Annotated in this window: 17 protein-coding genes and 1 pseudogene; 6 read left to right on the forward strand and 12 right to left on the reverse strand. The window is 73.1% G+C overall.

Translation table 11 applies throughout. From position 1 onward, the window contains the following. Nucleotides 1-163 precede the first annotated feature (163 nt). The 3 genes from J7E94_RS25635 to J7E94_RS25645 all read right to left on the reverse strand — a co-directional run bounded on the left by J7E94_RS25635 (nucleotide 164) and on the right by J7E94_RS25645 (nucleotide 3696). A complete protein-coding gene (locus J7E94_RS25635) occupies nucleotides 164-2446 on the reverse strand; it encodes a cation-translocating P-type ATPase (protein ID WP_215019161.1) in 2283 nt (760 codons plus the stop codon). A 133-nt stretch (nucleotides 2447-2579) separates the two neighbouring features. Then, a complete protein-coding gene (locus J7E94_RS25640; protein WP_215019162.1) occupies nucleotides 2580-2810 on the reverse strand; it encodes a heavy-metal-associated domain-containing protein in 231 nt (76 codons plus the stop codon). A 211-nt stretch (nucleotides 2811-3021) separates the two neighbouring features. Continuing rightward, complete coding sequence (locus J7E94_RS25645) at nucleotides 3022-3696, reverse strand: TetR/AcrR family transcriptional regulator (protein WP_215019163.1); 675 nt, start codon at nucleotides 3694-3696, stop codon at nucleotides 3022-3024. A 130-nt stretch (nucleotides 3697-3826) separates the two neighbouring features. Here J7E94_RS25645 and J7E94_RS25650 point away from each other — a divergent pair, with 130 nt between their 5' ends. Further along, nucleotides 3827-6073 carry an MMPL family transporter gene (locus J7E94_RS25650; protein ID WP_215019164.1) on the forward strand — a complete coding sequence of 749 codons (2247 nt, stop codon included), beginning with the start codon at nucleotides 3827-3829 and terminating at the stop codon, nucleotides 6071-6073. 61 nt (nucleotides 6074-6134) lie between these two features. Here the strand turns inward: J7E94_RS25650 and J7E94_RS25655 are convergent, their stop codons facing one another. The 3 genes from J7E94_RS25655 to J7E94_RS25665 form a co-directional block, all read right to left on the reverse strand. Further along, nucleotides 6135-6335: an AlpA family transcriptional regulator gene (locus tag J7E94_RS25655; RefSeq protein ID WP_030710687.1), complete on the reverse strand. Its 201-nt coding sequence runs from the start codon at nucleotides 6333-6335 to the stop codon at nucleotides 6135-6137. A gap of 242 nt (nucleotides 6336-6577) precedes the next feature. Beyond that, complete coding sequence (locus J7E94_RS25660; protein WP_215019165.1) at nucleotides 6578-7588, reverse strand: Gfo/Idh/MocA family protein; 1011 nt, start codon at nucleotides 7586-7588, stop codon at nucleotides 6578-6580. 61 nt (nucleotides 7589-7649) lie between these two features. Next, nucleotides 7650-8564, reverse strand: coding sequence for a sugar phosphate isomerase/epimerase (locus J7E94_RS25665; protein ID WP_215019166.1), 915 nt, complete (start codon nucleotides 8562-8564; stop codon nucleotides 7650-7652). 42 nt (nucleotides 8565-8606) lie between these two features. On the opposite strand from J7E94_RS25665, the gene iolC reads away from it, so the two are divergent. From iolC to J7E94_RS25685, 4 genes are read left to right on the forward strand one after another with little or no spacing between them, the layout of a single operon-like run. Continuing rightward, nucleotides 8607-9584 carry a 5-dehydro-2-deoxygluconokinase gene (gene iolC / locus J7E94_RS25670; RefSeq protein WP_308345452.1) on the forward strand — a complete coding sequence of 326 codons (978 nt, stop codon included), beginning with the start codon at nucleotides 8607-8609 and terminating at the stop codon, nucleotides 9582-9584. Then, entirely contained in the window at nucleotides 9568-10626 is a 1059-nt protein-coding gene (gene iolB / locus J7E94_RS25675) for a 5-deoxy-glucuronate isomerase (protein ID WP_308345453.1), read from the forward strand. The genes iolC and iolB overlap by 17 nt, the downstream gene beginning before the upstream one ends. Beyond that, nucleotides 10623-12497 carry a 3D-(3,5/4)-trihydroxycyclohexane-1,2-dione acylhydrolase (decyclizing) gene (gene iolD / locus J7E94_RS25680; protein ID WP_215019167.1) on the forward strand — a complete coding sequence of 625 codons (1875 nt, stop codon included), beginning with the start codon at nucleotides 10623-10625 and terminating at the stop codon, nucleotides 12495-12497. The genes iolB and iolD overlap by 4 nt, the downstream gene beginning before the upstream one ends. Before the next feature lie 13 nt (nucleotides 12498-12510). Next, on the forward strand, nucleotides 12511-14010 hold the full coding sequence (locus J7E94_RS25685) for a CoA-acylating methylmalonate-semialdehyde dehydrogenase (protein WP_215019168.1): 1500 nt from the start codon (nucleotides 12511-12513) through the stop codon (nucleotides 14008-14010). Between the two features lie 164 nt (nucleotides 14011-14174). On the opposite strand, the gene J7E94_RS25690 is transcribed toward J7E94_RS25685, so the two are convergent. The 5 genes from J7E94_RS25690 to J7E94_RS25710 form a co-directional block, all read right to left on the reverse strand. Beyond that, nucleotides 14175-15209, reverse strand: coding sequence for a WxL protein peptidoglycan domain-containing protein (locus J7E94_RS25690; RefSeq protein WP_215019169.1), 1035 nt, complete (start codon nucleotides 15207-15209; stop codon nucleotides 14175-14177). 87 nt (nucleotides 15210-15296) lie between these two features. Next, entirely contained in the window at nucleotides 15297-16592 is a 1296-nt protein-coding gene (locus J7E94_RS25695; protein ID WP_308345454.1) for a hypothetical protein, read from the reverse strand. 201 nt (nucleotides 16593-16793) lie between these two features. Beyond that, nucleotides 16794-17966 carry a S8 family peptidase gene (locus J7E94_RS25700; RefSeq protein ID WP_285440827.1) on the reverse strand — a complete coding sequence of 391 codons (1173 nt, stop codon included), beginning with the start codon at nucleotides 17964-17966 and terminating at the stop codon, nucleotides 16794-16796. Between the two features lie 181 nt (nucleotides 17967-18147). Beyond that, nucleotides 18148-18573 (reverse strand): GNAT family N-acetyltransferase, encoded by a 426-nt coding sequence (locus J7E94_RS25705; RefSeq protein ID WP_215019171.1) that lies wholly within the window; start codon nucleotides 18571-18573, stop codon nucleotides 18148-18150. 91 nt (nucleotides 18574-18664) lie between these two features. Next, nucleotides 18665-19363 carry a 4'-phosphopantetheinyl transferase superfamily protein gene (locus tag J7E94_RS25710; protein ID WP_308345455.1) on the reverse strand — a complete coding sequence of 233 codons (699 nt, stop codon included), beginning with the start codon at nucleotides 19361-19363 and terminating at the stop codon, nucleotides 18665-18667. A 64-nt stretch (nucleotides 19364-19427) separates the two neighbouring features. On the opposite strand from J7E94_RS25710, the pseudogene J7E94_RS25715 reads away from it, so the two are divergent. Beyond that, nucleotides 19428-19628 (forward strand): annotated as a pseudogene (locus J7E94_RS25715) (alpha/beta hydrolase); the annotation flags it as partial. Between the two features lie 80 nt (nucleotides 19629-19708). Here the strand turns inward: J7E94_RS25715 and J7E94_RS25720 are convergent. Next, entirely contained in the window at nucleotides 19709-20224 is a 516-nt protein-coding gene (locus J7E94_RS25720; RefSeq protein WP_215019172.1) for a hypothetical protein, read from the reverse strand. Between the last annotated feature and the right edge of the window lie 161 nt (nucleotides 20225-20385).

The raw sequence follows: 20385 nt of genomic DNA on the forward strand, positions 1-20385 counted from the left end.
GGCTAGTGCGGTGGCCGGAAAGGTTTGCCGGGGCGCGGCGTCCGGTGCGGTGCATCGTAAGGCGGAGGGCCGTGGCTCGTACTGGACGTACTTGCGCGGTCCGACAACGCGGCGAGGTGCCGTGCTGGGCGTCGCGACCCGGTGAACCTTTCCGGTCACAGCACTAGCGGAAGGAACGCAACCGGAGGCTGTTGGTCACCACGAAGACCGACGAGAAGGCCATCGCGGCCCCCGCGATCATCGGGTTGAGCAGTCCGGCGGCCGCCAGCGGCAGGGCCGCCACGTTGTAGCCGAAGGCCCAGAACAGGTTGCCCTTGATCGTGGCCAGGGTCCGGCGGGACAGCCGGATCGCGTCCGCCGCGACTCGCAGGTCTCCCCGTACGAGAGTCAGGTCGCCCGCCTCGATGGCCGCGTCCGTGCCGGTGCCCATGGCCAGGCCCAGGTCGGCCTGGGCCAGCGCGGCCGCGTCGTTGACCCCGTCGCCGACCATGGCGACCGTACGGCCCTGCGCCTGGAGGCGGCGTACGACGTCGACCTTGTCCTGCGGAAGCACCTCGGCGATCACCTCGTCGATGCCCACCGCGCGGGCCACCGTCTCGGCGACGGCCTGGTTGTCGCCGGTCAGCAGGACCGGGGTAAGGCCCAGCGCCCGCAGCCGGGCGACCGCCTCGGCGCTGGTCTCCTTGACCGCGTCGGCCACGGTCAGGACCCCGCGCGCCTCGCCGTCCCAGGCCACCAGGACGGCGGTGCCGCCCTCGGCCTCGGCGGCCGCCTTGGCCTCCTTGAGCTCGGCCGGCAGGTCGATCGACCAGTCGGCCAGCAGCTGTTCGCGGCCCACCAGTACGGCGTGTCCCTCGACCACGCCCTGAACGCCGAGGCCGCCGCGGTTCTCGAAGCCCTCCGGGACCGGCAGCACGCCGGCCCTCCCGGCCGCGGCGGTGGCGACGGCCCGGGCGATCGGGTGCTCGGAGGCGTGCTCCAGTGCCCCGGCCAGGCGCAGCAGTTCCGCTTCCTCGACGCCCTCGGCGGTGTGGACGCCGGACAGGGTCATCCGGCCGGTGGTGACGGTCCCGGTCTTGTCCAGGACGACCGTGTCGACGCGGCGGGTGGACTCCAGTACCTCCGGGCCCTTGATGAGGATGCCGAGCTGCGCGCCCCGGCCGGTGCCGACCATCAGCGCGGTCGGGGTGGCGAGGCCCAGGGCGCACGGGCAGGCGATGATCAGGACGGCCACGGCGGCGGTGAAGGCGGCGGTCGGGTTGTCGGTGATCAGCAGCCAGGTGATCCAGGTGCCCAGCGCGATCGCGAGGACGACGGGGACGAAGATCCCGGAGATCCGGTCGGCGAGGCGCTGGACCTCGGCCTTGCCGTTCTGGGCCTCCTCGACCAGCCGGGCCATCCGGGCGAGCTGGGTGTCGGCGCCGATCCGGGTGGCCTCGACGACCAGGCGGCCGGAGGCGTTGACGGTGGCGCCGGTGACCCGGTCGCCCACCGTGACCTCGATGGGGACGGACTCGCCGGTCAGCATGGAGGCGTCCACGGCGGAGCTGCCCTCCACGACCGTTCCGTCGGTGGCGATCTTCTCGCCCGGGCGGACGACGAACCGGTCGCCGACCGCGAGCGCGCTCACCGGGATGCGTACCTCGCGGCCCGCGCGCAGGACGGCGACGTCCTTGGCGCCCAGTTCCATCAGGGCCTTGAGGGCCGCCCCGGCCTTCCGCTTGGAGCGGGCCTCCAGATAGCGGCCCAGGAGGATGAAGCAGATGACGCCCGCCGCGACCTCCAGGTAGATGGCGGAGGAGCCGTCGGTGCGGGAGACGGTGCCCCCCTGAACTGTGAAGAGGGCGAAGCCGTGCCGCATGCCGGGCATGCCGGCGTGGCCGAAGAACAGGGCCCACAGCGACCAGGTGAAGGCGGCGAGCGTGCCGACCGAGACCAGGGTGTCCATGGTGGCGGCGCCGTGCCGGGCGTTGGTCCAGGCGGCCTTGTGGAAGGGGAGCCCGCCCCAGACCACCACGGGGGCGGCGAGGGTCAGCGACAGCCACTGCCAATTGTCGAACTGGAGGGCCGGGACCATGGCGAGCAGGACGACCGGCAGCGCCAGGGCGGCGGAGACGAGGAGCCGCTGGCGCAGGGCGGCCAGCACCCGGTCCGGGGCCTCGGCCTGCGCGCTCCCCCCGGTGCCTTCCGCGGCGGCGGCCGGGGCGGGCGGCGGGGGCTCCTCGGCGGTGTACCCGGTCTTCACGACGGTCTCGATGAGGTCGGCGACCTGGACGTCCCCGCTGTAGGAGACCTTGGCCTTCTCGGTGGCGTAGTTCACCGTGGCCTCGACGCCGTCCATCCGGTTGAGCTTCTTCTCGATGCGGGCCGCGCAGGAGGCGCAGGTCATCCCGCCGATCGTGAGCTCGACCGCCGTTATGGGTCCGTCGTGCAGTGTGCTGGTCATCTTTCCGGCTCCAGGGGGGAGGGCGGGCCGGGCCGTACGGAACCAGTATGAGCTGGCCGGAACGGCCCGGCGGGGTCCTGCGTGTGGCGCGGGGTCCTGCGAATCCCGCGGGTCCTTCTGGTGCCGCCGGTGATCAGGCCTCGGCGAGCTCGTAGCCGGCCTCGTCGACGGCGGCGCGGACGTCCTCGTCCGCGAGCGGGGTGGCGGAGACCACGGTGACCTCGCCGGTCGCGGCGACGGCCTTGACCGAGGTGACGCCCGGCAGGGCGGTGAGCTCCTTGGTCACCGCGCCCTCGCAGTGCCCGCAGGTCATGCCGGTCACCCGGTAGACGGTGGTGGTCTGGGTGTCCGTCTCGGCGGTCATGTCGTTCTCCTCTTCAGGCGTGCGGTCCGGTCGCGGGGGGCGGCGGATTCCACCACCGTTCCCCGACACTCCGAGACTATACCCCTAGGGGGTATGAATGCGAGTGTTGGCGGCCTCTCTTTCGCGAGCCGCGGTCGAAGGCTGTCGTTGCGGCTGCCGGCACGCCGGCTGCCGGCAGCCGGCGTGCCGGCGTGCCGGCGATCGCGGCGGGTCAGCGGGAGCGGGTCGTGGTGACCATCGGCTCCAGGTATCGCAGGAGGACGGTCTTCAGCTCGGCGACGTACGCGTCGCGCTCGGCTCCCTCCTGGGCGGCCAGGATCAGGTCCAGGGACGCCTTGAAGATGCCCAGGACCATGTTCGAGACGTGGGCGAGTTCGGCGGGCGCGGCCCCGGGGGTGAGGGAGCGCAGGGCGCCCTCGACCCGCGCGAGCATGGTGGAGTGCAGCTCCTCGTGCTCCTGGGCGATGCCGGGGATGCCGGAGCCGTGCATGAGGGCCCAGAAGGCCGGGTTCTCGCAGTTGAAGGCGATGAGCGGGTCAAGGACGGCGTCCAGCAGCTCCGGCAGCGGGCGGCACAGGTTCTCGGGCAGGAAGGCCTGTCCGTGTGTCTCCTGGGCGCGGTGGAGCAGCTGCCCGCCGAGTTCGATCGCGATGGCCTCCTTGTTCGGGAAGAACTGGTAGAGCGTGCCCGGCGATACGCCGGCCTCGCGCGCGATGGCGTTGGTGCTGGCGGCGGCGTAGCCGGTACGGCAGAACACTCCGGCGGCGGCGGCCAGGAGCTGGCTGATCCGGCGCTCGCCGCGTGCCTGGCGGCGGCGCGGTGTTGCTGCGTCGGCGTCGCTCTTCGCTCCGGTTGCGGTGGATTTGTCCTTGGCGGTCCCCGGCATGTCCAATCCCTTGCTTCCCCTGGGTGATTGACAAACGCGAGAGATCACTCGCATTCTTGGGAAACGCGAGCGACTGCTCGTGTTTGCCAGTCTATCGGCCTGGCAATCACGGTGAAGGGGACACCGAGTCATGTCCGAAGTCAAAAAACCACCGTCGTCCGGGGAGAGCGGCAGGTGGACCCGGTTCGTCACGGCCCGGCCGCGGCTCTCGCTGCTGCTCGCCCTCGTGGTCACGGCGCTCGCCGTGTTCGCGGGCGGTGGCGTCGCCGACCGGATGGGCAGCGGCGGCTGGGAGGACCCGGGCGCCCAGTCCACCCTCGCCGCCAGAGCGCTGGAGCGCGAGTTCCCCGGCTCCCAGCCCAATCTGCTCCTTCTCGTCGACGCCGCGCCGCAGGCCGCCGGGGTGGACGATCCCGCCGTCGCGGCCGAGGCGGAGCGGCTGACCGCGCAGCTCGCCGCCGAACAGGGGGTCGTCGGCGTCGGCTCCTACTGGCGCACGGGACTGCCCGCGCTGCGCTCCGAGGACGGCCGGCAGGCCCTGATCGCCGCCCGCGTGCTCGGTGACGAAAAGACCGCCGCCGAGGTGCTGGAGCGGATCGCCCCGCGCTACCGGGGTGGGCACGGGCCGGTGCGCGTCTCCCTCGGCGGACCCGTAGCGGTCCAGCAGGAGGTGACCACGACCATCCAGGAGGACCTGCTCCGCGCCGAGCTGATCGCCCTGCCGGTGACCCTCGTCCTGCTCGTCCTCGTCTTCGGCAGCGCCGTCGCGGCCCTGCTGCCGCTCGGCGTCGGCATCGTGGCCATCCTCGGCACCAATGCGGTGCTGCGCGGCCTCACCGAGTTCACCGACGTCTCCGTCTTCGCCCAGAACCTGACCACCGCGCTCGGCCTCGGACTCGCCATCGACTACGCCCTGTTCATCGTCCGCAGGTTCCGCGAGGAGCTCGCCGCCGGGCGGGACCCGATGGCGGCCATGGGAGCCACCCTGCGCACCGCGGGGCGCACGGTGCTGTTCTCGGCGCTGACTGTCGCCGTCTCCCTCTCGGCGATGCTCTTCTTCCCGATGTACTTCCTGCGCTCCTTCGCCTACGCCGGGGTCGCGGTGGTCCTGCTCGCGGCGGCAGCCGCGCTGATCCTGCTGCCGGCGGCCCTGGTGCTGCTCGGCGACCGGGTCAACTCCCTCGACCTGCGGCGTATGCGGCGGCGCGGATCGCGGGGCGGCCGGAGCGCGGGGCAGGACCGTACGGCCGAGCCCGGACGGGGCTGGGGGCGGGCCGCCGCGCTGGTGATGCGCAGGGCCCCGGTCTTCGCGGTGGCCACCACCGCCGGGCTGCTGCTCCTCGGGCTGCCCTTCCTCGGAGTGAAGTTCGGCACCGTGGACGACCGGCAGCTGCCGAAGACCGCCGAGTCGCATGTGGTCCAGCAGCAGATCCGGGACGGCTTCCCGGGCAGCCCCGGCGGCGGGCTGACCGTCCTCACCGAGGGCGCGGCCACCCCCGCGGATCTGGCCGCGTACCGGGACCGGCTGGCCAAACTGCCGGGGGTGGTCCGGATCGACGGTCCCGTCGGCCAGGGCGCCGGGGGTGCGTACGCCTACTTCTCGGTGGTCTCCGAGGGCGAGGCCGTGGGGCGGCAGGCCCAGGATCTGGTCGGCGAGGTGCGGAAGGTGGAGGCCGGCTTCCCGACCTCCGTAACGGGCCAGGCGGCGGTACTGGTCGACGCTCAGAAGGCCATAGCGGCCGAACTGCCCACCGCGCTGGCGCTGGTGGCACTGGCGACGCTGCTGCTGGTCTTCCTGCTCACCGGAAGCCTGCTGATACCGCTCCAGGCGGTCCTGCTCAATGCCCTCAGCCTGACCGCGATGTTCGGGGCGGTGGTGTGGGTCTTCCAGGAGGGCAACCTCTCCGGACTGCTCTCCTTCACCTCCACCGGGGACATCGAGACCACGCTGCCCGTGCTGATGTTCTGCATCGCCTTCGGACTGTCCATGGACTACGGGGTGTTCCTCATATCCCGGATCAAGGAGGAGTACGACCGGACCGGGGACCACGAGGGGGCCGTGCGCACCGGCCTGGCCCGCACCGGCGGGCTGATCACCGCCGCGGCCCTGATCCTGGCGGTGGTGATGGTGGCCATAGGCACCTCCCGGGTGACGAACACCAAGATGCTGGGCCTGGGGATCGCGCTGGCGGTGCTGATGGACGCCATGGTCGTCCGCAGCCTCCTGGTGCCGGCGGTCATGAAGCTGACCGGGAAGGCCACGTGGTGGGCACCGGGCCCGCTGCGGCGCCTGCACGAGCGGATCGGGCTCAGCGAGGGGGAGTCGCCGGCGCCGGTGGCGCAGCAGCCGGAGCGGGTCCCGGCCGGGTCCCGGTAGGGAGCGGGCGGGGGACGGGGCCCGGGCGCGGGCCCCGTTGCGGGGGTGCGGGAGTCGGGGGTCAGTCCTCGCGACGGCCCCGGTTGCCGGGGCGGCGGGCCACCCAGGCGCGGACGGTGTCGGCGTACCAATAGGGCTTGCCGCCCTCCACATGGTCAGGCGGGGGAAGCAGTCCGTGCTTGCGATAGGAGCGGACGGTGTCCGGCTGGACCCGGATGTGGGCAGCGATCTCCTTGTACGACCACAGCTGTCGGTCGCTCATGACGACACCTCCTTGTCCACGCCGCGGGGTCGGCCGGGAGGCCGTCGGGGGAGCCGGCGCGTGGACACTGACGATCACTCGGGGTTCTGCCCGGGGAACGACGCGCGGTGAGGGCAGGGGAGGGGCTGTCGAACGCCTGTGACGGAAGACCCGCGTAATGCGGACATGCGTGACACAACGGCGACCCCTGTGACAGATGTGGCACAGGGGTCGCACGGAGGAAAAAGGCTCGGCAGGAAGGGTCAGCGGTACAGGGCCGGCCGTTCCGCCAGCTCCACGAGGGTCCGTGCGCCGCTGCGCGAGGCGGCCAGGCCCGCCTCCGAGACGGCGGCCGCCGCGTAGCCGTCCCACGCGTCCGGGCCCGCCACCCGGCCCTGCGCCGCCGCGGCCACCCAGCTGCGCAGCTGCCGGTCGTAGGCGTCGGCGAAGCGCACCGTGAAGTCCTGGTCGATCGCGCCGCCCCACCGGCCCGCCGACTGCACCACCATCGCGTGGCCGTCGCCGATCCGGGCGCTGCCCGCCTCGCCGACCGCCTCGCACTGCACCTGGTAGCCGAAGCCGCAGTTGACGAAGATCTCCACGTCGACGACGGCCCCGCCGGAGGTCTCCAGCAGCACCAGCCGGGGATCGCGCAGCCCTTCGGGGGCGGCTGCCGTGGACCTCGGGGAGATCACGGTGACGGCGGTGATCTCCTGTCCGAGCAGCCAGCGGGCCGCGTCCACCTCGTGCACCACCGAGTCGCTGATCAGCATGTCGCTGGTGAAGAAGGACGGGGAGGAGGCGTTGCGGTGCCGGCAGTGCAGGAAGAGCGGCCGTCCGATCCCGCCCGCGTCCAGCAGCTCCTTGAGCCGTTCGTACTCGGCGTCGTAACGGCGCATGAACCCGACCTGGACCAGCCGTCGCCCCAGCCGCTGCTCGGCCTCCATGATGCGCAGCGCCCCCGCCGGGTCCGGGGTGAGCGGCTTCTCGCACAGCACCGGCAGCTGCCGCGCCAGCGCGTACCCGATCGCCTCCTCGTGGGCGGGCCCCGGGGAGGCGATGAGGACGGCCTGCACGCCGGGCGCGGCCATCGCGGCCGCCGGGTCGGTGTACGCGCCCACCCCGTCCAGGGCGGCCGCGACCTCCTTGACCCGGTCCCCGTCCGGGTCGGCCACGGCCGCCACCCGGGCCCCGCCGACGGTCCGGCCGATCCGGCGGAGGTGGTCGGTGCCCATCTTCCCGGTGCCGATCACGGCGATTCCGAGCGTGCTCATGTCGTATCCCTCCCGGAGGTGAGTGGTCAGGGTTCAGTGGTCACGGTTCAGTGGTCAGGGCTCAGCGGGCGCCGCAGGAGCGCAGGTAGGCGCGGGTGCGGCGGGCGATCGGCAGCGGCCGGTCCGGCTCGCACGGGTACATGTCCTGCTCCACGATGGCGAACAGGTCCACGCCGAGCCGCTGGGCCGCCGCCAGTACGGGTTCCAGCGCGGGCACCCCCGACGGGGGTTCGCACATCACCCCGCGGGCCACGGCCGGGCCGAAGGGCACCTGCCCGGCGACGACTTCGGCGAGGACGCGCGGGTCCACCTGCTTGAGGTGGAGGTAGCCGATGCGCTCGGCGAAGGTCTCGACGGCCTGGACGCTGTCGCCGCCGCAGTAGGCGTAGTGCCCGGTGTCCAGGCAGAGCGAGACGAGGGCGGGGTCGGTGGCGTCCAGGAACCGGGCCACGTTCTCCGGGGTGTCGATGTGCGTGTCGGCATGCGGGTGGACCACGATCCGCAGCCCGTACCGGTCCTGCACCTCCCGGCCCAGCCGCTCGGTCTGGGCGGCCAGTTCACGCCATTGGCCGGGGGTGAGGGTGCGGTCCTCCAGTACCTCGCCGGTCTTGTCGTCCCGCCAGAAGGAGGGGATGACGACCAGGTGGGCGGCGCCCATGGCCTGGGTGAGAGCCGCGATCCGCGACACGTGCGCCCAGGTGTCCTCCCACACGGCGGCCCCGTGATGGAGTCCGGTGAAGACGGTTCCGGCCGAGACCCGCAGTCCGCGTTTGGCGGTTTCCTCGGCGAGTCGGGCCGGATCGGTGGGCAGATAGCCGTAGGGGCCGAGCTCGATCCACTCGTACCCCGCGTCGGCGACCTCGTCGAGGAACCGCTCCCAGGGAGTCTGCCGGGGGTCCTCGGGGAACCAGACACCCCAGGAGTCCGGAGCCGAACCGACGCGGATCCGGGTCAACGCGGGCGGGAAGGACGTCATGGCGGCCACCTTAGGGTGCAAGACGAATTGGGAGGACTGACCGTGACCGGCACAGCAGGCACCGGCGGTGATCCGTTCGCGTTCGACCTGATCACGATGGGCCGGATCGGGGTGGATCTCTACCCGTTGACGAGCGGCGTAGCACTGGCGGACGCGGACACCTTCGGCAAGTTCCTGGGCGGCTCCCCGGCCAATGTGGCCGTCGCGGCGGCCCGCCTGGGGCGGCGCGTGGCGATGATCACCCGCACCGGGGCGGATCCCTTCGGGGCGTATCTGCGGGCGGAGCTGCGGGGGTTCGGGGTGGACGACCGGTGGGTGGCCGAGGTCGCGGACTTCCCCACGCCGATCACCTTCTGCGAGATCTTCCCGCCCGACCGCTTCCCGCTGTACTTCTACCGGCTGCCGAAGGCTCCCGACCTGGAGATCGCGGCGGAGGAGCTGGACCTGGCGGCGGTACGGGCGGCGCGGGTGTTCTGGATGACCGGGACGGGCCTGAGCGAGGAGCCCTCGCGGGCCGCGACGCTGGCCGCCCTGGAGGCGAGGGCGAAGTCCGGGATCACGGTGTTCGACCTGGACTGGCGGCCGATGCTGTGGCGGGAGAAACCCGGGCCGTACTACGAGCGGGCGCTGGCCGGGGCGACGGTGGCCGTCGGCAACGCGGAGGAGTGCGAGATCGCCACGGGGGCGGCCGAGCCGTATGCGGCGGCGCGGGCGCTGCTCGCCGCCGGCGTGGAACTGGCGGTGGTCAAGCGGGGGCCGGAGGGCGTGCTCGCGGTCCACCGCGACGGGACGGTGGCGGAGGTGCCGCCGGTGCCGGTGGAGGTGGTGAACGGGCTGGGGGCCGGGGACGCGTTCGGCGGGGCGCTGTGCCACGGGTTGTTGGCGGGGTGGGAACTGGAGCGGGCCGTGCGGTACGCGAACGCGGCGGGGGCCCTTGTGGCTTCGCGGCTGGCGTGCTCGGCGGCGATGCCGTTCTCTCACGAGGTGGAGGAGGTGCTCGGCCGTGCCGGTGGTCTCTGAGTGGGGGATGGAGTGGACGAGGCTGGTGGTCCTCGACCTCGCTCCGGGGGAGGCGTACGCGCACCCGAGCGGGGAGTCGGAGTGGATCGTGCTCCCGCTGTCGGGCCCCTGCCGGGTCCGCTGCTGGGACTTCGCCCCAGACCCCGCCCCTCAAGCGCCGGCGGGGCTGGGTTTTGACCGGCCTGGATATTCGGGTGCGGCTCCCTCGGAGGCGGATGCCGGAGCAGACCGGGCGGGTGTCGGCGGAGATCAGCCAGATCCAGCCCCGCCGGCGTTTGAGGCGCGGGGGCTGGAGCAGGGCCCCGGTGTCGGGAAGGGGCGGGGTGGGGAAGGCCCCGCAGGGCCCGGCACCGCCCTGCTTACCTTCGAACTGCACGGGCGGGCCGGGGTGTTCGACGGGGTCAGCGACTTTGCCTATCTCCCCCGGGACGGGCATGCGGAGGTCACCTCCGCCGAAGGCGGCCGGTTCGCGCTCCTCGGGGCCCGGTGCGAGCGGCGGCTCCCGGCCCGGTACGGCGCCGCCGCAGACGTGGCCGTCGAGCTGCGCGGCGCCGGGCAGTGCTCCCGGCAGGTCAACAACTTCGCCGCCGCAGGCCGCGACGGCTTCCCCTGCGACCGGCTCATCGCCGTCGAGGTGCTCACCCCCGGCGGGAACTGGTCCTCGTACCCGCCCCACAAGCACGATGAGCACCACCCCGGCACGGAGTCCCGCCTGGAGGAGATCTACTACTTCGAGATCGCCCCGCACGGGGACACCCCCGGGCTCGGCTACCAGCGCGTCACCCCCTCCCCGGCCGGGAAGACCGACATCCTCACCGAGGTGCGGACCGGGGACGCCGTGCTCATCCCCGACGGCTGGCACGGGCCCTCCATCGCCGCCCCCGGGCACGACATGTACTACCTGAACGTGATGGCCGGGCCGGGCGCGACGCGGGAGTGGCTGATCCGCGACCATCCCGACCACGGCTGGATCCGCGAGACCTGGCCGGGGCAGGAGATCGACCCCCGGCTGCCCTTCCACCGAGCGGAGGACCACCGGTGAGGCTCACCGTCGCCCAAGCACTCGTACGCTTCCTCTCCCGCCAGTACGCCGAGCGCGACGGGCAGCGCCACCGCCTGATCGCCGCCACCTGGGGGATCTTCGGGCACGGGAACGTGGCCGGCATCGGGCAGGCGCTCCTCGAGGCGGGCCCCGAGGCCATGCCCTTCCTCCAGGGGCGCAACGAGCAGGCCATGGTGCACGCCGCCGTCGGTTACGCCCGCCAGTGCGGGCGGCTCTCCGCGCACGCCGTGACCACCTCCATCGGGCCCGGCGCCACCAACCTCGTCACCGGCGCCGCCCTCGCCACCATCAACCGGATCCCGGTCCTCCTCCTCCCCGGGGACACCTTCGCCACGCGGCCCGCGGATCCCGTGCTCCAGCAGCTGGAAGTCCCCTACGCCGGCGACCTCTCCGTCAACGACGCCCTGCGGCCCGTCTCCCGGTACTTCGACCGGATCACCCGGCCCGAGGCCCTGATCCCGGCCGCCCTCCAGGCGATGCGGGTGCTCACCGACCCCGTCCAGACCGGGGCCGTCACCCTCGCGCTGCCACAGGACGTGCAGGCGGAGGCCCACGACTGGCCCGAGGAGTTCTTCGCCGAGTGGGTGTGGGCGGTCCGCCGGCCCCGGCCCGACCGCCACGAGCTGGCCTCGGCCGCCCAGGCGGTACGGGACGCCACGCGGCCGCTGATCGTCGCGGGCGGCGGGATCCGGCACAGCGCGGCGCAGGCGGCCCTCGCCGCCTTCGCCGAGGCCACCGGCATCCCGGTCGCGGTCACCCAGGCCGGGAAGGGTGTTCTCCGGTACGACCACCCCGCCGACCTGGGCGGGATCGGCCACACGGGGACCGCCGCCGCCGGCGCCGTCGCCCGGGAGGCGGATCTCGTCATCGCCGCCGGGACCCGGCTGACCGATTTCACCACCGCCTCCGCGACGCTTTTCCAGAACCCGGCCGTCCGGTTCATCGGCCTCAACCTCGATCCGTACGACGCCCACAAACTCGCCGCCCTGCCGCTGGTCGCCGACGCGCGCGAAGCCCTCGACGAGCTGCGGCTGGCGGTGTCCAACCACCGCGTGGACCCCGCGTACGAGACGGCGTACCAGCAGGACAGGGGCCGCTGGGAGGGCCGCGTCGACCAGGCCTACGCCGTGCCGGCCTCCGACGAAGACCTGCCACCCACCCAGACCCAGGTGCTGGGCCTGCTCGACGCCCTCGCCGACGAGACCGACATCCTGATCAACGCCGCCGGCTCCCTCCCCGGCGACCTGCACAAACTCTGGCGGGCCCGGTCGGCGGACCAGTACCACCTGGAGTACGGGTACTCCTGCATGGGCTACGAGATCCCGGCCGCGATCGGAGTCGCCCTCGCCGCCCCCGGCCGCCCGGTGTGGGCGCTCGTCGGCGACGGGACCTACCTGATGAACCCGACCGAGATCGTCACGGCCGTCCAGGAGGGCATCCCGATCAGGGTGGTGGTCCTCGACAACCACGGCTACGCCTCCATCGGCGGCCTCTCGGGGGCGGTCGGCGCCGAGGGCTTCGGCACCGCCTACCGCTTCCGGGCGCCCGACGGCTCGTACACCGGCGACCCCCTTCCGGTGGATCTCGCAGCCAACGCGGCCTCCCTCGGGATGGCCGTGATCCGCGCCCGCACCGTACGTGACCTGCGCGAAGCCCTCGCCGAGGCACGTTCGGCGACACGTCCCACATGTGTCTACACACAGACCCGAACGCCCGACACTGTGTCGGGCCCACCCCCGGCACAGGCGTGGTGGGATGTTCCTGTGGCCGAGACCGCGACCCGCAAGGCGGCGGCCCAGGCCCGTGAAGAGTACGACCGGCAAGCCGCGCAGCGACGTCGCCATCTGTGAAGGAGCAAGGCACATGAAGACCGTCAACCACTGGATCGGTGGCAAGACCGTCGAGGGCGCGTCGGGCACCTACGGCCCGGTCACCGACCCGGCCACCGGCGAGGTCACCACGCAGGTCGCGCTCGCCTCGGCCGAAGAGGTCGACGCGGCGGTACAGGTGGCCAAGGAGGCCTTCCAGAGCTGGGGCCAGTCCTCGCTGGCCGCCCGCACCAAGGTGCTGTTCGCCTACCGCGCCCTGCTGGACGCCAACCGCGACGCCATCGCCGAGCTGATCACCGCCGAGCACGGCAAGGTCCACTCGGACGCGCTGGGCGAGGTCGCGCGCGGCCTGGAGATCGTCGAGCTGGCCTGTGGGATCACCACGCAGCTCAAGGGCGAGCTGTCGACCTCCGTCTCCAACCGCGTGGACGTCTCCGCCATCCGCCAGCCGCTGGGAGTGGTCGCGGGCATCACCCCCTTCAACTTCCCGGCGATGGTGCCGATGTGGATGTTCCCGCTGGCCGTGGCCTGCGGAAACACCTTCATCCTCAAGCCGAGCGAGAAGGACCCCTCGGCCTCCCTCAAGCTGGCCGAGCTGGCGAGCGAGGCCGGTCTGCCGGCGGGCGTGCTGAACGTCGTCCACGGGGACAAGGTCGCCGTCGACGCCCTGCTGGCCCACCCCGACATCGCGGCCGTCTCCTTCGTCGGCTCGACCCCGATCGCCCGCCACATCCACTCCACCGCCGCCGCCAACGGCAAGCGCGTCCAGGCCCTGGGCGGCGCCAAGAACCACATGCTGGTGCTCCCGGACGCCGACCTGGACGCGGCCGCCGACGCGGCGGTCTCCGCCGCCTACGGCTCGGCCGGCGAGCGCTGCATGGCGATCTCCGCCGTCGTGGCCGTCGGCTCGATCGCCGACACCCTCGTCGAGAAGATCCGCGAGCGCGCCGAGAAGATCAAGATCGGCCCCGGCAACGACCCGACCTCCGAGATGGGCCCCCTGATCACGGCCGCCCACCGCGACAAGGTCGCCTCGTACGTGAAGGGCGCGGCCGACCAGGGCGCGGACGTCGTCCTGGACGGCACCGGCTACACGGTGGACGGCTTCGAGAACGGCCACTGGATCGGCCTCTCGCTGCTCGACAACGTGAAGACGGACTCCGACGCCTACCGCGACGAGATCTTCGGCCCGGTGCTGTGCGTGCTGCGCGCCGAGACCTACGAGGAGGGCGTGGCCCTCATCAACGCCTCGCCGTTCGGCAACGGCACCGCGATCTTCACCCGCGACGGCGGCGCCGCCCGCCGCTTCCAGCTGGAGATCCAGGCGGGCATGGTGGGCGTCAACGTGCCGATCCCGGTGCCGGTGGGCTACCACTCCTTCGGCGGCTGGAAGGACTCGCTCTTCGGCGACCTCCACATCTACGGCAACGACGGCATCCACTTCTACACCCGCGGCAAGGTCGTCACGACCCGCTGGCCGGACCCCTCGGACGCGCCGGCCGGCGTGGACCTGGGCTTCCCCCGCAACCACTGACCGCCCGCACGTCCGCTCGTCCCGTAGGACCACTCGCCCCCGCAACCCCCACGCGGGGGCGAGCCCGTTTCTGCGGCCCGCCGATTCCCCGACCTACTGGATCAGCGACCGGACGTCGGCCGCGGCCGTGGTGCCCCGGATCGCGTCGGAGACACCTTCGCCGGTCAGCGCGTTTGAGCCGAGTGCCGGTCTGAATCCGGCGTTTCCGGCGCCGGCTGCCGTCGTCGCCGGCGCAGCACCAGGAAGGCCGTGGCCGCGCCTGCCGACACCAGGACCAGCCCGACGGCCGGCCACGGCACGGCGGCGAAGTCCGTCTCGGACTCCGAGACCAGCTCGGGGTAAGCGGCGGCTCCCGCACGGATCTTCACGGTCACCCAGTCCGACTGGGGGGCGTCCGGCCAGGCTTCGGTCAGCTCGATCCGCCGGCCCGGCAGCAGCGAGAGTTTCAGCTCGCGGGCGGGACGGTTCAGCACCTCGCGCCCGAACAGGCCCTCGGCGGAAACCGTCACCTTCGGCTCGATCACCACGTTGCCCCGGTTGACCAGCGCGTACGAGACCGTGGCGCGGGCGTCGTGGACCCAGGACAGCAGCGGCGCCGACCGGCTGACCCGCACGTCCTCCACGCTCAGCCCCGGGGTCAGCGGCCCCGGCACCCTGAAGTAGAGCCGGGCACCCACCGAGCGCTTCACCCCGACCTGGACCTTGCCCTCCTGCTGCACGCCCTCCACGGCGGTGTTGAGCGCGACGATCCCGCCGGCGTGGTCACCGGGCGCCGCGTCCGCCGGGACCCTCACGGTGAAGGGGACGTCCTTGCGGCCCTTGGCCGGAACGGTGACGGTGGTCGCGGTCTCCGGCGGCAGCGCGATCCACGCGCCGACGTCCTTGGGCTTCGTCTCCACCGGCAGCAGCGCGAAGGCGCCGCCCGCCGGGGTGTTCACGGCGTCGGTGGCGAAGATCTGGAACGTCAGGTCCCTGTCGGAGGTGTTCACGATCGTCGCGCTGTCGCTGACGGTGGTCCCGGCCGCGCCCTGGTGGAAGAAGTAGCCGCGGTCGGTCATCGGCGCACCGGCCGGGGGCGTGGGGAACACCCCCCAGGTGCCGTTGTCCGCGGCCGCCGCGGGGGCGGCGGCGCTCAGCAGGCCCGCGCCCAGCAGTAGCAGGCCGACGAGCAGACCGTACGGAGAGGTGCGGGTGCGCATGGTGTTTCTCCAGTCGGCGCGGAAAGGGGGAAGGGGTGGTGCGGCGCCGGAGCGCCGCACCACCCTGGGAGGAGCGGGCCGTACGGATCAGGCGATCGAGAAGGTCACGACCGTCTGGTAGGTGTCGGCGAACATGAACGGCGGGAGCTGGATCATCCCGGCGCCGCCGACGGCGAACTCACCGCCGGTCAGGTCCTCTCCACCGGCCTTCTGCGAGGCGATCTGCAGGGGCACGTCGGAGATTGCTCCCGGCGCGCCGGCGGTGCAGGTGCTCGGGCTGTCCGGGTTGGTGACGGTGCAGGACGGCTGGATGCCGATCTGCGCCTTCGCCATGGAGTGCCCCGTGGCCGTGTTCAGGAACGGCGTACGGGTCGCCGTCACGTCCCAGCCGAGCGAGCCGCCGCGGAAGTCCTGGACGGACATCGCGGTGAACTGGCCCACGACCGACTGCGGCTTGCCGTTGACGGTGACCTTGCCGAAGCTGACGGCGGGGTTGCCGCTCTGCGGGCCGATGGCCAGCGGACCGGGCAGCACCTCGACGTCGACCGGGTTCCGGACGCCGGGCTGGTCCTCGAGGTAGACGAAGGCCTTGCCCGCGCCGACCGAACCGTCGATCTTGATCTCGTCGGCCTTCTTGGTGACCGTGAGGTTGCAGGTGGCCGCGCCGGAGGCGTCGGCCGTGCCCGTACCGGTGTCCCCGGTGGCCGCGCCCGCGAGCAGTGCGCCACAGGTCACCGGACCGGCCGGGAAGTTGGCGCCGGTGACGACGACGGCGGTCCCCGCCTTGCCGCTGTTGGGCGTCACCTTGGTCGTGGTGGGCTCCTTCGGCACGGCGGCCACGGCAACCGAACCGACCGGGGCGCTCGGGCGCGGATCGGGCGTACAGGTGGTCGTGTAGACCGTGCCGCCCAGGTCGGCGTCCGTGATGACCTGGTCGATCGTGACCTGGATCGTGGTGCCCTCGGTGCCGTCCGGAACGGTGACGGTCCCGCCGAAGGCCGGCGGATCGGCCTTCTTGTTCGCCTCTTGGTGGCTCGGTGTGGCCGGGCTGGTCACGGTCTGGGCGACGCCGCCGACGATCAGCTTTGCCTTGATCGTGTTCACGGTGTCGATCGTGAACATGGGGATGACCGGGGTCTCGCCCGGATCGATCGTGATGGGCACGACGTCTCCGGCCTTCGCACCGTCGGGGAGGGTGACCGTGAAGTCCTGGTTGCCGTTGGCTCCCGGCTGCGGCGCCGGGGCGACGCACTTCACGAACACGGGCGTGGTCTTGGTCGCGGCCTGGGCCGTCCCCGCCATGCCCATGACGCCACCGGTCAGGGCCAGGGACAACGCGCCCGCCCCGGCCAGCACTCTTCGTCCGAGCGTTCTCGTACTCACTGGGTCGCGACTCCTTCGTCATGACGAATCCCTCCCCCCACCCGCTGTGTGGGGGAGGTCGAGCCGGTGCGGTGGCCGACATTGACGCTTCGCCGTGATGAGAAGTCAATGACTTGTTTTTGCCCGAAGCACACAGAAATTGATGGGCCATCAGGGATGGTTCGATGGCCCATCGGATACCGACTGGTTGGTGAACCGGGCTCAGCGGTCGGTGGGGAGGTGCAGCAGGAGGTTGGGCGTGCCGGCCGGGAGCGTGGTGATCCGGCCGCGTACCGAGCTCCGTACCAGCGCCTCCGACACCTGGGCCGGGGTCTTCGCCGTGCCGCCCGCCAGGATGAGCGCGGCGACGCCGGCCACGTGCGGGGAGGCCATGGAGGTGCCGGAGGACCGGGCGAGGGCGGTGCGCGAGCCCTTCCAGGCCGAGACGACGCCCACGCCGGGAGCCGAGAGGTCCACGCAGCGGCCGTGGTTGGAGAACGGTGCCCGGCGGTCTTCGGCATCGGTCGCGGCGACCGTGAGGGCCTGGGGTACGACGGCCGGGGAGACGGTGCAGGCGTCCTTGCCGTCGTTGCCGGCGGCCACGGTGACGGTGATCCCGGCGGCGACGGCCCGGGCCACCGCCGCTTCGAGGGCGCGGCTGCGGCTGCCGCCCATGCTCATGTTCGCCACGGCAGGGGTTCCGGGGGCCTTGGCGGCGTCCTTCACCATCCAGTCGAGGCCGCCGACCATGTCCGACAGGGCCCCGTCACCGCGGCAGTCGGCCACCTTCACGGCGACGAGGGAGACCCCCTTCGCGACCCCGTACGTCCGCCCGCCCACGGTCGCCGCGACGTGCGTGCCGTGGCCGTTGCAGTCGCCGGAGGTGCCCGGCCACACGGCGTTGTAGCCGGTGCGGGCGCGGCCGCCGAACTCCCGGTGGCGCAGGTTGATCCCGGTGTCCAGGACGTAGACGGTGACGCCCTCGGCCTTCGCGCCGTACGTGTACGAGCCGTCGAGCGGGAGCTCGCGCTGGTCGATCCGGTCCAGCGGCCAGGGTGCCTGGGGCTGCGTGTCGGCGATGCGGAACGGCGTGTCCGGCTCCACGGAGGCCACCCGGGGGTCGGCGGCCAGGGCGGCGGCACGGGCGGCGGTGGTGCGGACGGCGAAGCCGTTCAGGGCGGCGTCGTAGACGGCCCGGACCTCGTCGCCGGCGTCCGCGGCCTCGGCGGCCAGGGCGCGGGTCGGGGCGCGGGAGGTGGAGTCCTTCAGGACGACGACGTAGGGGGCGGCGGGGGGATCGGCGTCGGTGGCGCCGGGGCGCGGCGGCGGGGCGGCCGCCGTGGTGGCGGCCGCGAGGAGGGCGGCGGCGGGGAGGAGCGCGGTCAGTGCGGTCATGCGGCCGATGCTCGGCGAACGGCGGCGCGGGCGCGCGGAGGGTGCGCCGACTGGGCGCACGACACGCCGCCGCGGGGGCTACGGGGCCGGGGGCCGCGGGGGCCCCGCGAACCCGCCGGGCCCGGGGCGTCCGGATCGTACGCTCGCCGGGCCGCGGGCCCGGCAAGATCCGCCAATACCCCTAGGGGGCGGGCTGCGGGGTGATGGGCCAGCCGCGCATCGCGAAGAGGCCCTCGTCGCGGGCGCCGGCGGAGGCGTAGGTGGCCAGGGCCGCCTCGTTGTCGGTGTCGGCCCCCACCCACATGCCGTAACAGCCGCGCGCCTCCGCCTCGAAGGCCAGTGCCAGTGCCAGCGCGCGGCCGATGCCGCGGCGGCGGTAGCCCTCGTCCACGGAGAGCTCGTAGAGGCACATCTCGGTGCCCTTGTCGGGGTGGGTCATCTCGACGCCGGTGACCATGCCGGCGGGCACGCCGTCGACGTAGGCGATCAGCATCAGGTGCCCCGGATCGGCGAGGAAGCGTGCGGACCACTCCTCGCGGACGGGCCCGTCGAAGAGGCCCTCGGCGGCTGCGATCTCGGCGGGAGCAACGGCCCGGCGGATGTCCATGGCGGCCACGATAGTGCCGGGACGACGGGAGACGGGGCGGATCGTGACGCGGCGTGGCGGGCGCCGCCCGAGCCGGTACGGCGGGCCCACCCTAGGAGCGGACGGCCAGGGCCGCCGCGTAGCCGGCGGGGCTGGGGAGGTCCGTCAGGGTCCAGCCGGGGACGGCGGCCGGGGTGGGGGCGGAGCCGACGTACGGGTCGGTCAGGCCGTTGGCGAGGCCGGTGCCGACGGCCTTGAGGCAGGCCTCCTTGCGGGCCCACACGCGGGCGAGGGCGGGCCGGCGGTCCTGGGCGGACAGGGCGCCGAGTTCGGCGGTCTCCGCCGGGTGCAGGAGGGGCAGTACGTCGGCCACCGCTGCCGCGCCCGGCATCTCCTCCACGTCGACGCCCACCGGCACCCCGGCGAAGGCCAGGTAGGCCGAGTTCCCGCTGTGCGAGAGGGAGAAGTGGACGCCGCCGCCGGCCACGGCGGGGCGGCCGTGCGGGCCGCCGCAGCACGGGCAGTCCTCCCGGACCAGGACGACCTCCCGCGGAGCCAGACCCAGGTAGCCGCCGAGCAGCACGCGCAGCCCGAGGTGCGAGGCGAGGTACCGCTGCCGGTCGGCGGGCCGCAGCAGCTTTCCGGCCCGCTCCCGTTCGGCCGCGTCCAGCACGGCCGCGGCCGCGTCCACCGGGTGGCCGCCGACCACGTCCAGCGTGGTGTCCAGGCACCACACCGCCGCGGCCGCGGCCCCGGGGGCCGCTCCGGTCCGCGGCGCGCCGCCGCCGAGCTGGTTCACGTACTCGATCACCTGACCGAGACTAACTCCTGCGGTACTGGCTACGCTCATGCCCTTGACGACGAGGGGATCGAACGTGCGAAGTGCCGCCGTCACCGCGGAAGGTGACCGGATCCGTTGGGTCGAGCTGCCGGGGGAGGAGCCGGCCCGCGTGTACGTGCACGGGCTCGGGGCCAGTGCGCCCGCCTATTTCGCGGCGAGCGCGGTCCATCCGCTGCTGGCGGGGCGGCGTTCGCTGCTGGTCGACCTGCTGGGCCACGGGCACAGCGACCGGCCCCTCCCCGGCTGCGGGCACAACATCATGCTGGACAACCCGGACGGCTTCGCCCGGGCCACCGCGACGGCCCTGGCCCGCGGTTAGCCGGGCGCGGCCGGGGTGCCGTCCTGCCTCCTCGCGCCCGGGGACGGGGTGCCGTCGGTCCAGGCGTAGACCCGCTTGCCGCGCACCACGACCTGGTACTGGTGGTAGTCCCGGCACTCGGCCCGCTCCTCGCCGCGCAGGCCGTCGTGCGGCCACCACTTCGCCCCCAGATCCGGGCCGACGACCCGCTTCGGCGGCCCCGCTGTGCACTGCGGGCCGTCGAGCGGGGTCGCCCCCAGCGTGAACCGGATCAGCTTGGACTCGCCGGTGGTGCGCACCCGTATGCGGACGTCGGTGGCGTCCTTGGGTATCCAGGCCGGCAGGACGAAGGGCACGCCCCCGCGCGCGGGGGCGTCGGCGGCGGTCGCGAAGCGCTGACCCTTCTCCTTGAACACCCGGTCGTTGACCATGTCGGTCAGCGGGTTGGGCGGGAGGTTGGGCAGGGCGAAGGCGGCGGTGGCGAGCAGGCCCACACCGGCGGAGGCGATCACGAACGGACGGCGGCGGTTCATGCCCCCAAGTCTGGGCCGGGGCACCCTCATCGCGCGTCCCTCCCCAGTACGAATCCCAACTCTGCCGCAGGTATCACCCGGCCTCATACCTGAGAGTCAGCTCGCTCCCACGGCAGCAAGGGACGGATCTCCGCGAAGCGTCGCGCGCCCGGCACCCGCCT

The sequence above is a fragment of the Streptomyces sp. ISL-94 genome (assembly GCF_018614075.1).
Classification (GTDB): domain Bacteria; phylum Actinomycetota; class Actinomycetes; order Streptomycetales; family Streptomycetaceae; genus Streptomyces.

What these genes read in the sequence shown, in the direction of transcription:
- J7E94_RS25635 (WP_215019161.1), bottom strand. Translation starts at nt 2,446, where the DNA reads ATGACCAGCACACTGCACGACGGACCCATAACGGCGGTCGAGCTCACG.
- J7E94_RS25640 (WP_215019162.1), bottom strand. Translation starts at nt 2,810, where the DNA reads ATGACCGCCGAGACGGACACCCAGACCACCACCGTCTACCGGGTGACC.
- J7E94_RS25645 (WP_215019163.1), bottom strand. Translation starts at nt 3,696, where the DNA reads ATGCCGGGGACCGCCAAGGACAAATCCACCGCAACCGGAGCGAAGAGC.
- J7E94_RS25650 (WP_215019164.1), top strand. Translation starts at nt 3,827, where the DNA reads ATGTCCGAAGTCAAAAAACCACCGTCGTCCGGGGAGAGCGGCAGGTGG.
- J7E94_RS25655 (WP_030710687.1), bottom strand. Translation starts at nt 6,335, where the DNA reads ATGAGCGACCGACAGCTGTGGTCGTACAAGGAGATCGCTGCCCACATC.
- J7E94_RS25660 (WP_215019165.1), bottom strand. Translation starts at nt 7,588, where the DNA reads ATGAGCACGCTCGGAATCGCCGTGATCGGCACCGGGAAGATGGGCACC.
- J7E94_RS25665 (WP_215019166.1), bottom strand. Translation starts at nt 8,564, where the DNA reads ATGACGTCCTTCCCGCCCGCGTTGACCCGGATCCGCGTCGGTTCGGCT.
- J7E94_RS25685 (WP_215019168.1), top strand. Translation starts at nt 12,511, where the DNA reads ATGAAGACCGTCAACCACTGGATCGGTGGCAAGACCGTCGAGGGCGCG.
- J7E94_RS25690 (WP_215019169.1), bottom strand. Translation starts at nt 15,209, where the DNA reads ATGCGCACCCGCACCTCTCCGTACGGTCTGCTCGTCGGCCTGCTACTG.
- J7E94_RS25700 (WP_285440827.1), bottom strand. Translation starts at nt 17,966, where the DNA reads ATGACCGCACTGACCGCGCTCCTCCCCGCCGCCGCCCTCCTCGCGGCC.
- J7E94_RS25705 (WP_215019171.1), bottom strand. Translation starts at nt 18,573, where the DNA reads ATGGACATCCGCCGGGCCGTTGCTCCCGCCGAGATCGCAGCCGCCGAG.
- J7E94_RS25720 (WP_215019172.1), bottom strand. Translation starts at nt 20,224, where the DNA reads ATGAACCGCCGCCGTCCGTTCGTGATCGCCTCCGCCGGTGTGGGCCTG.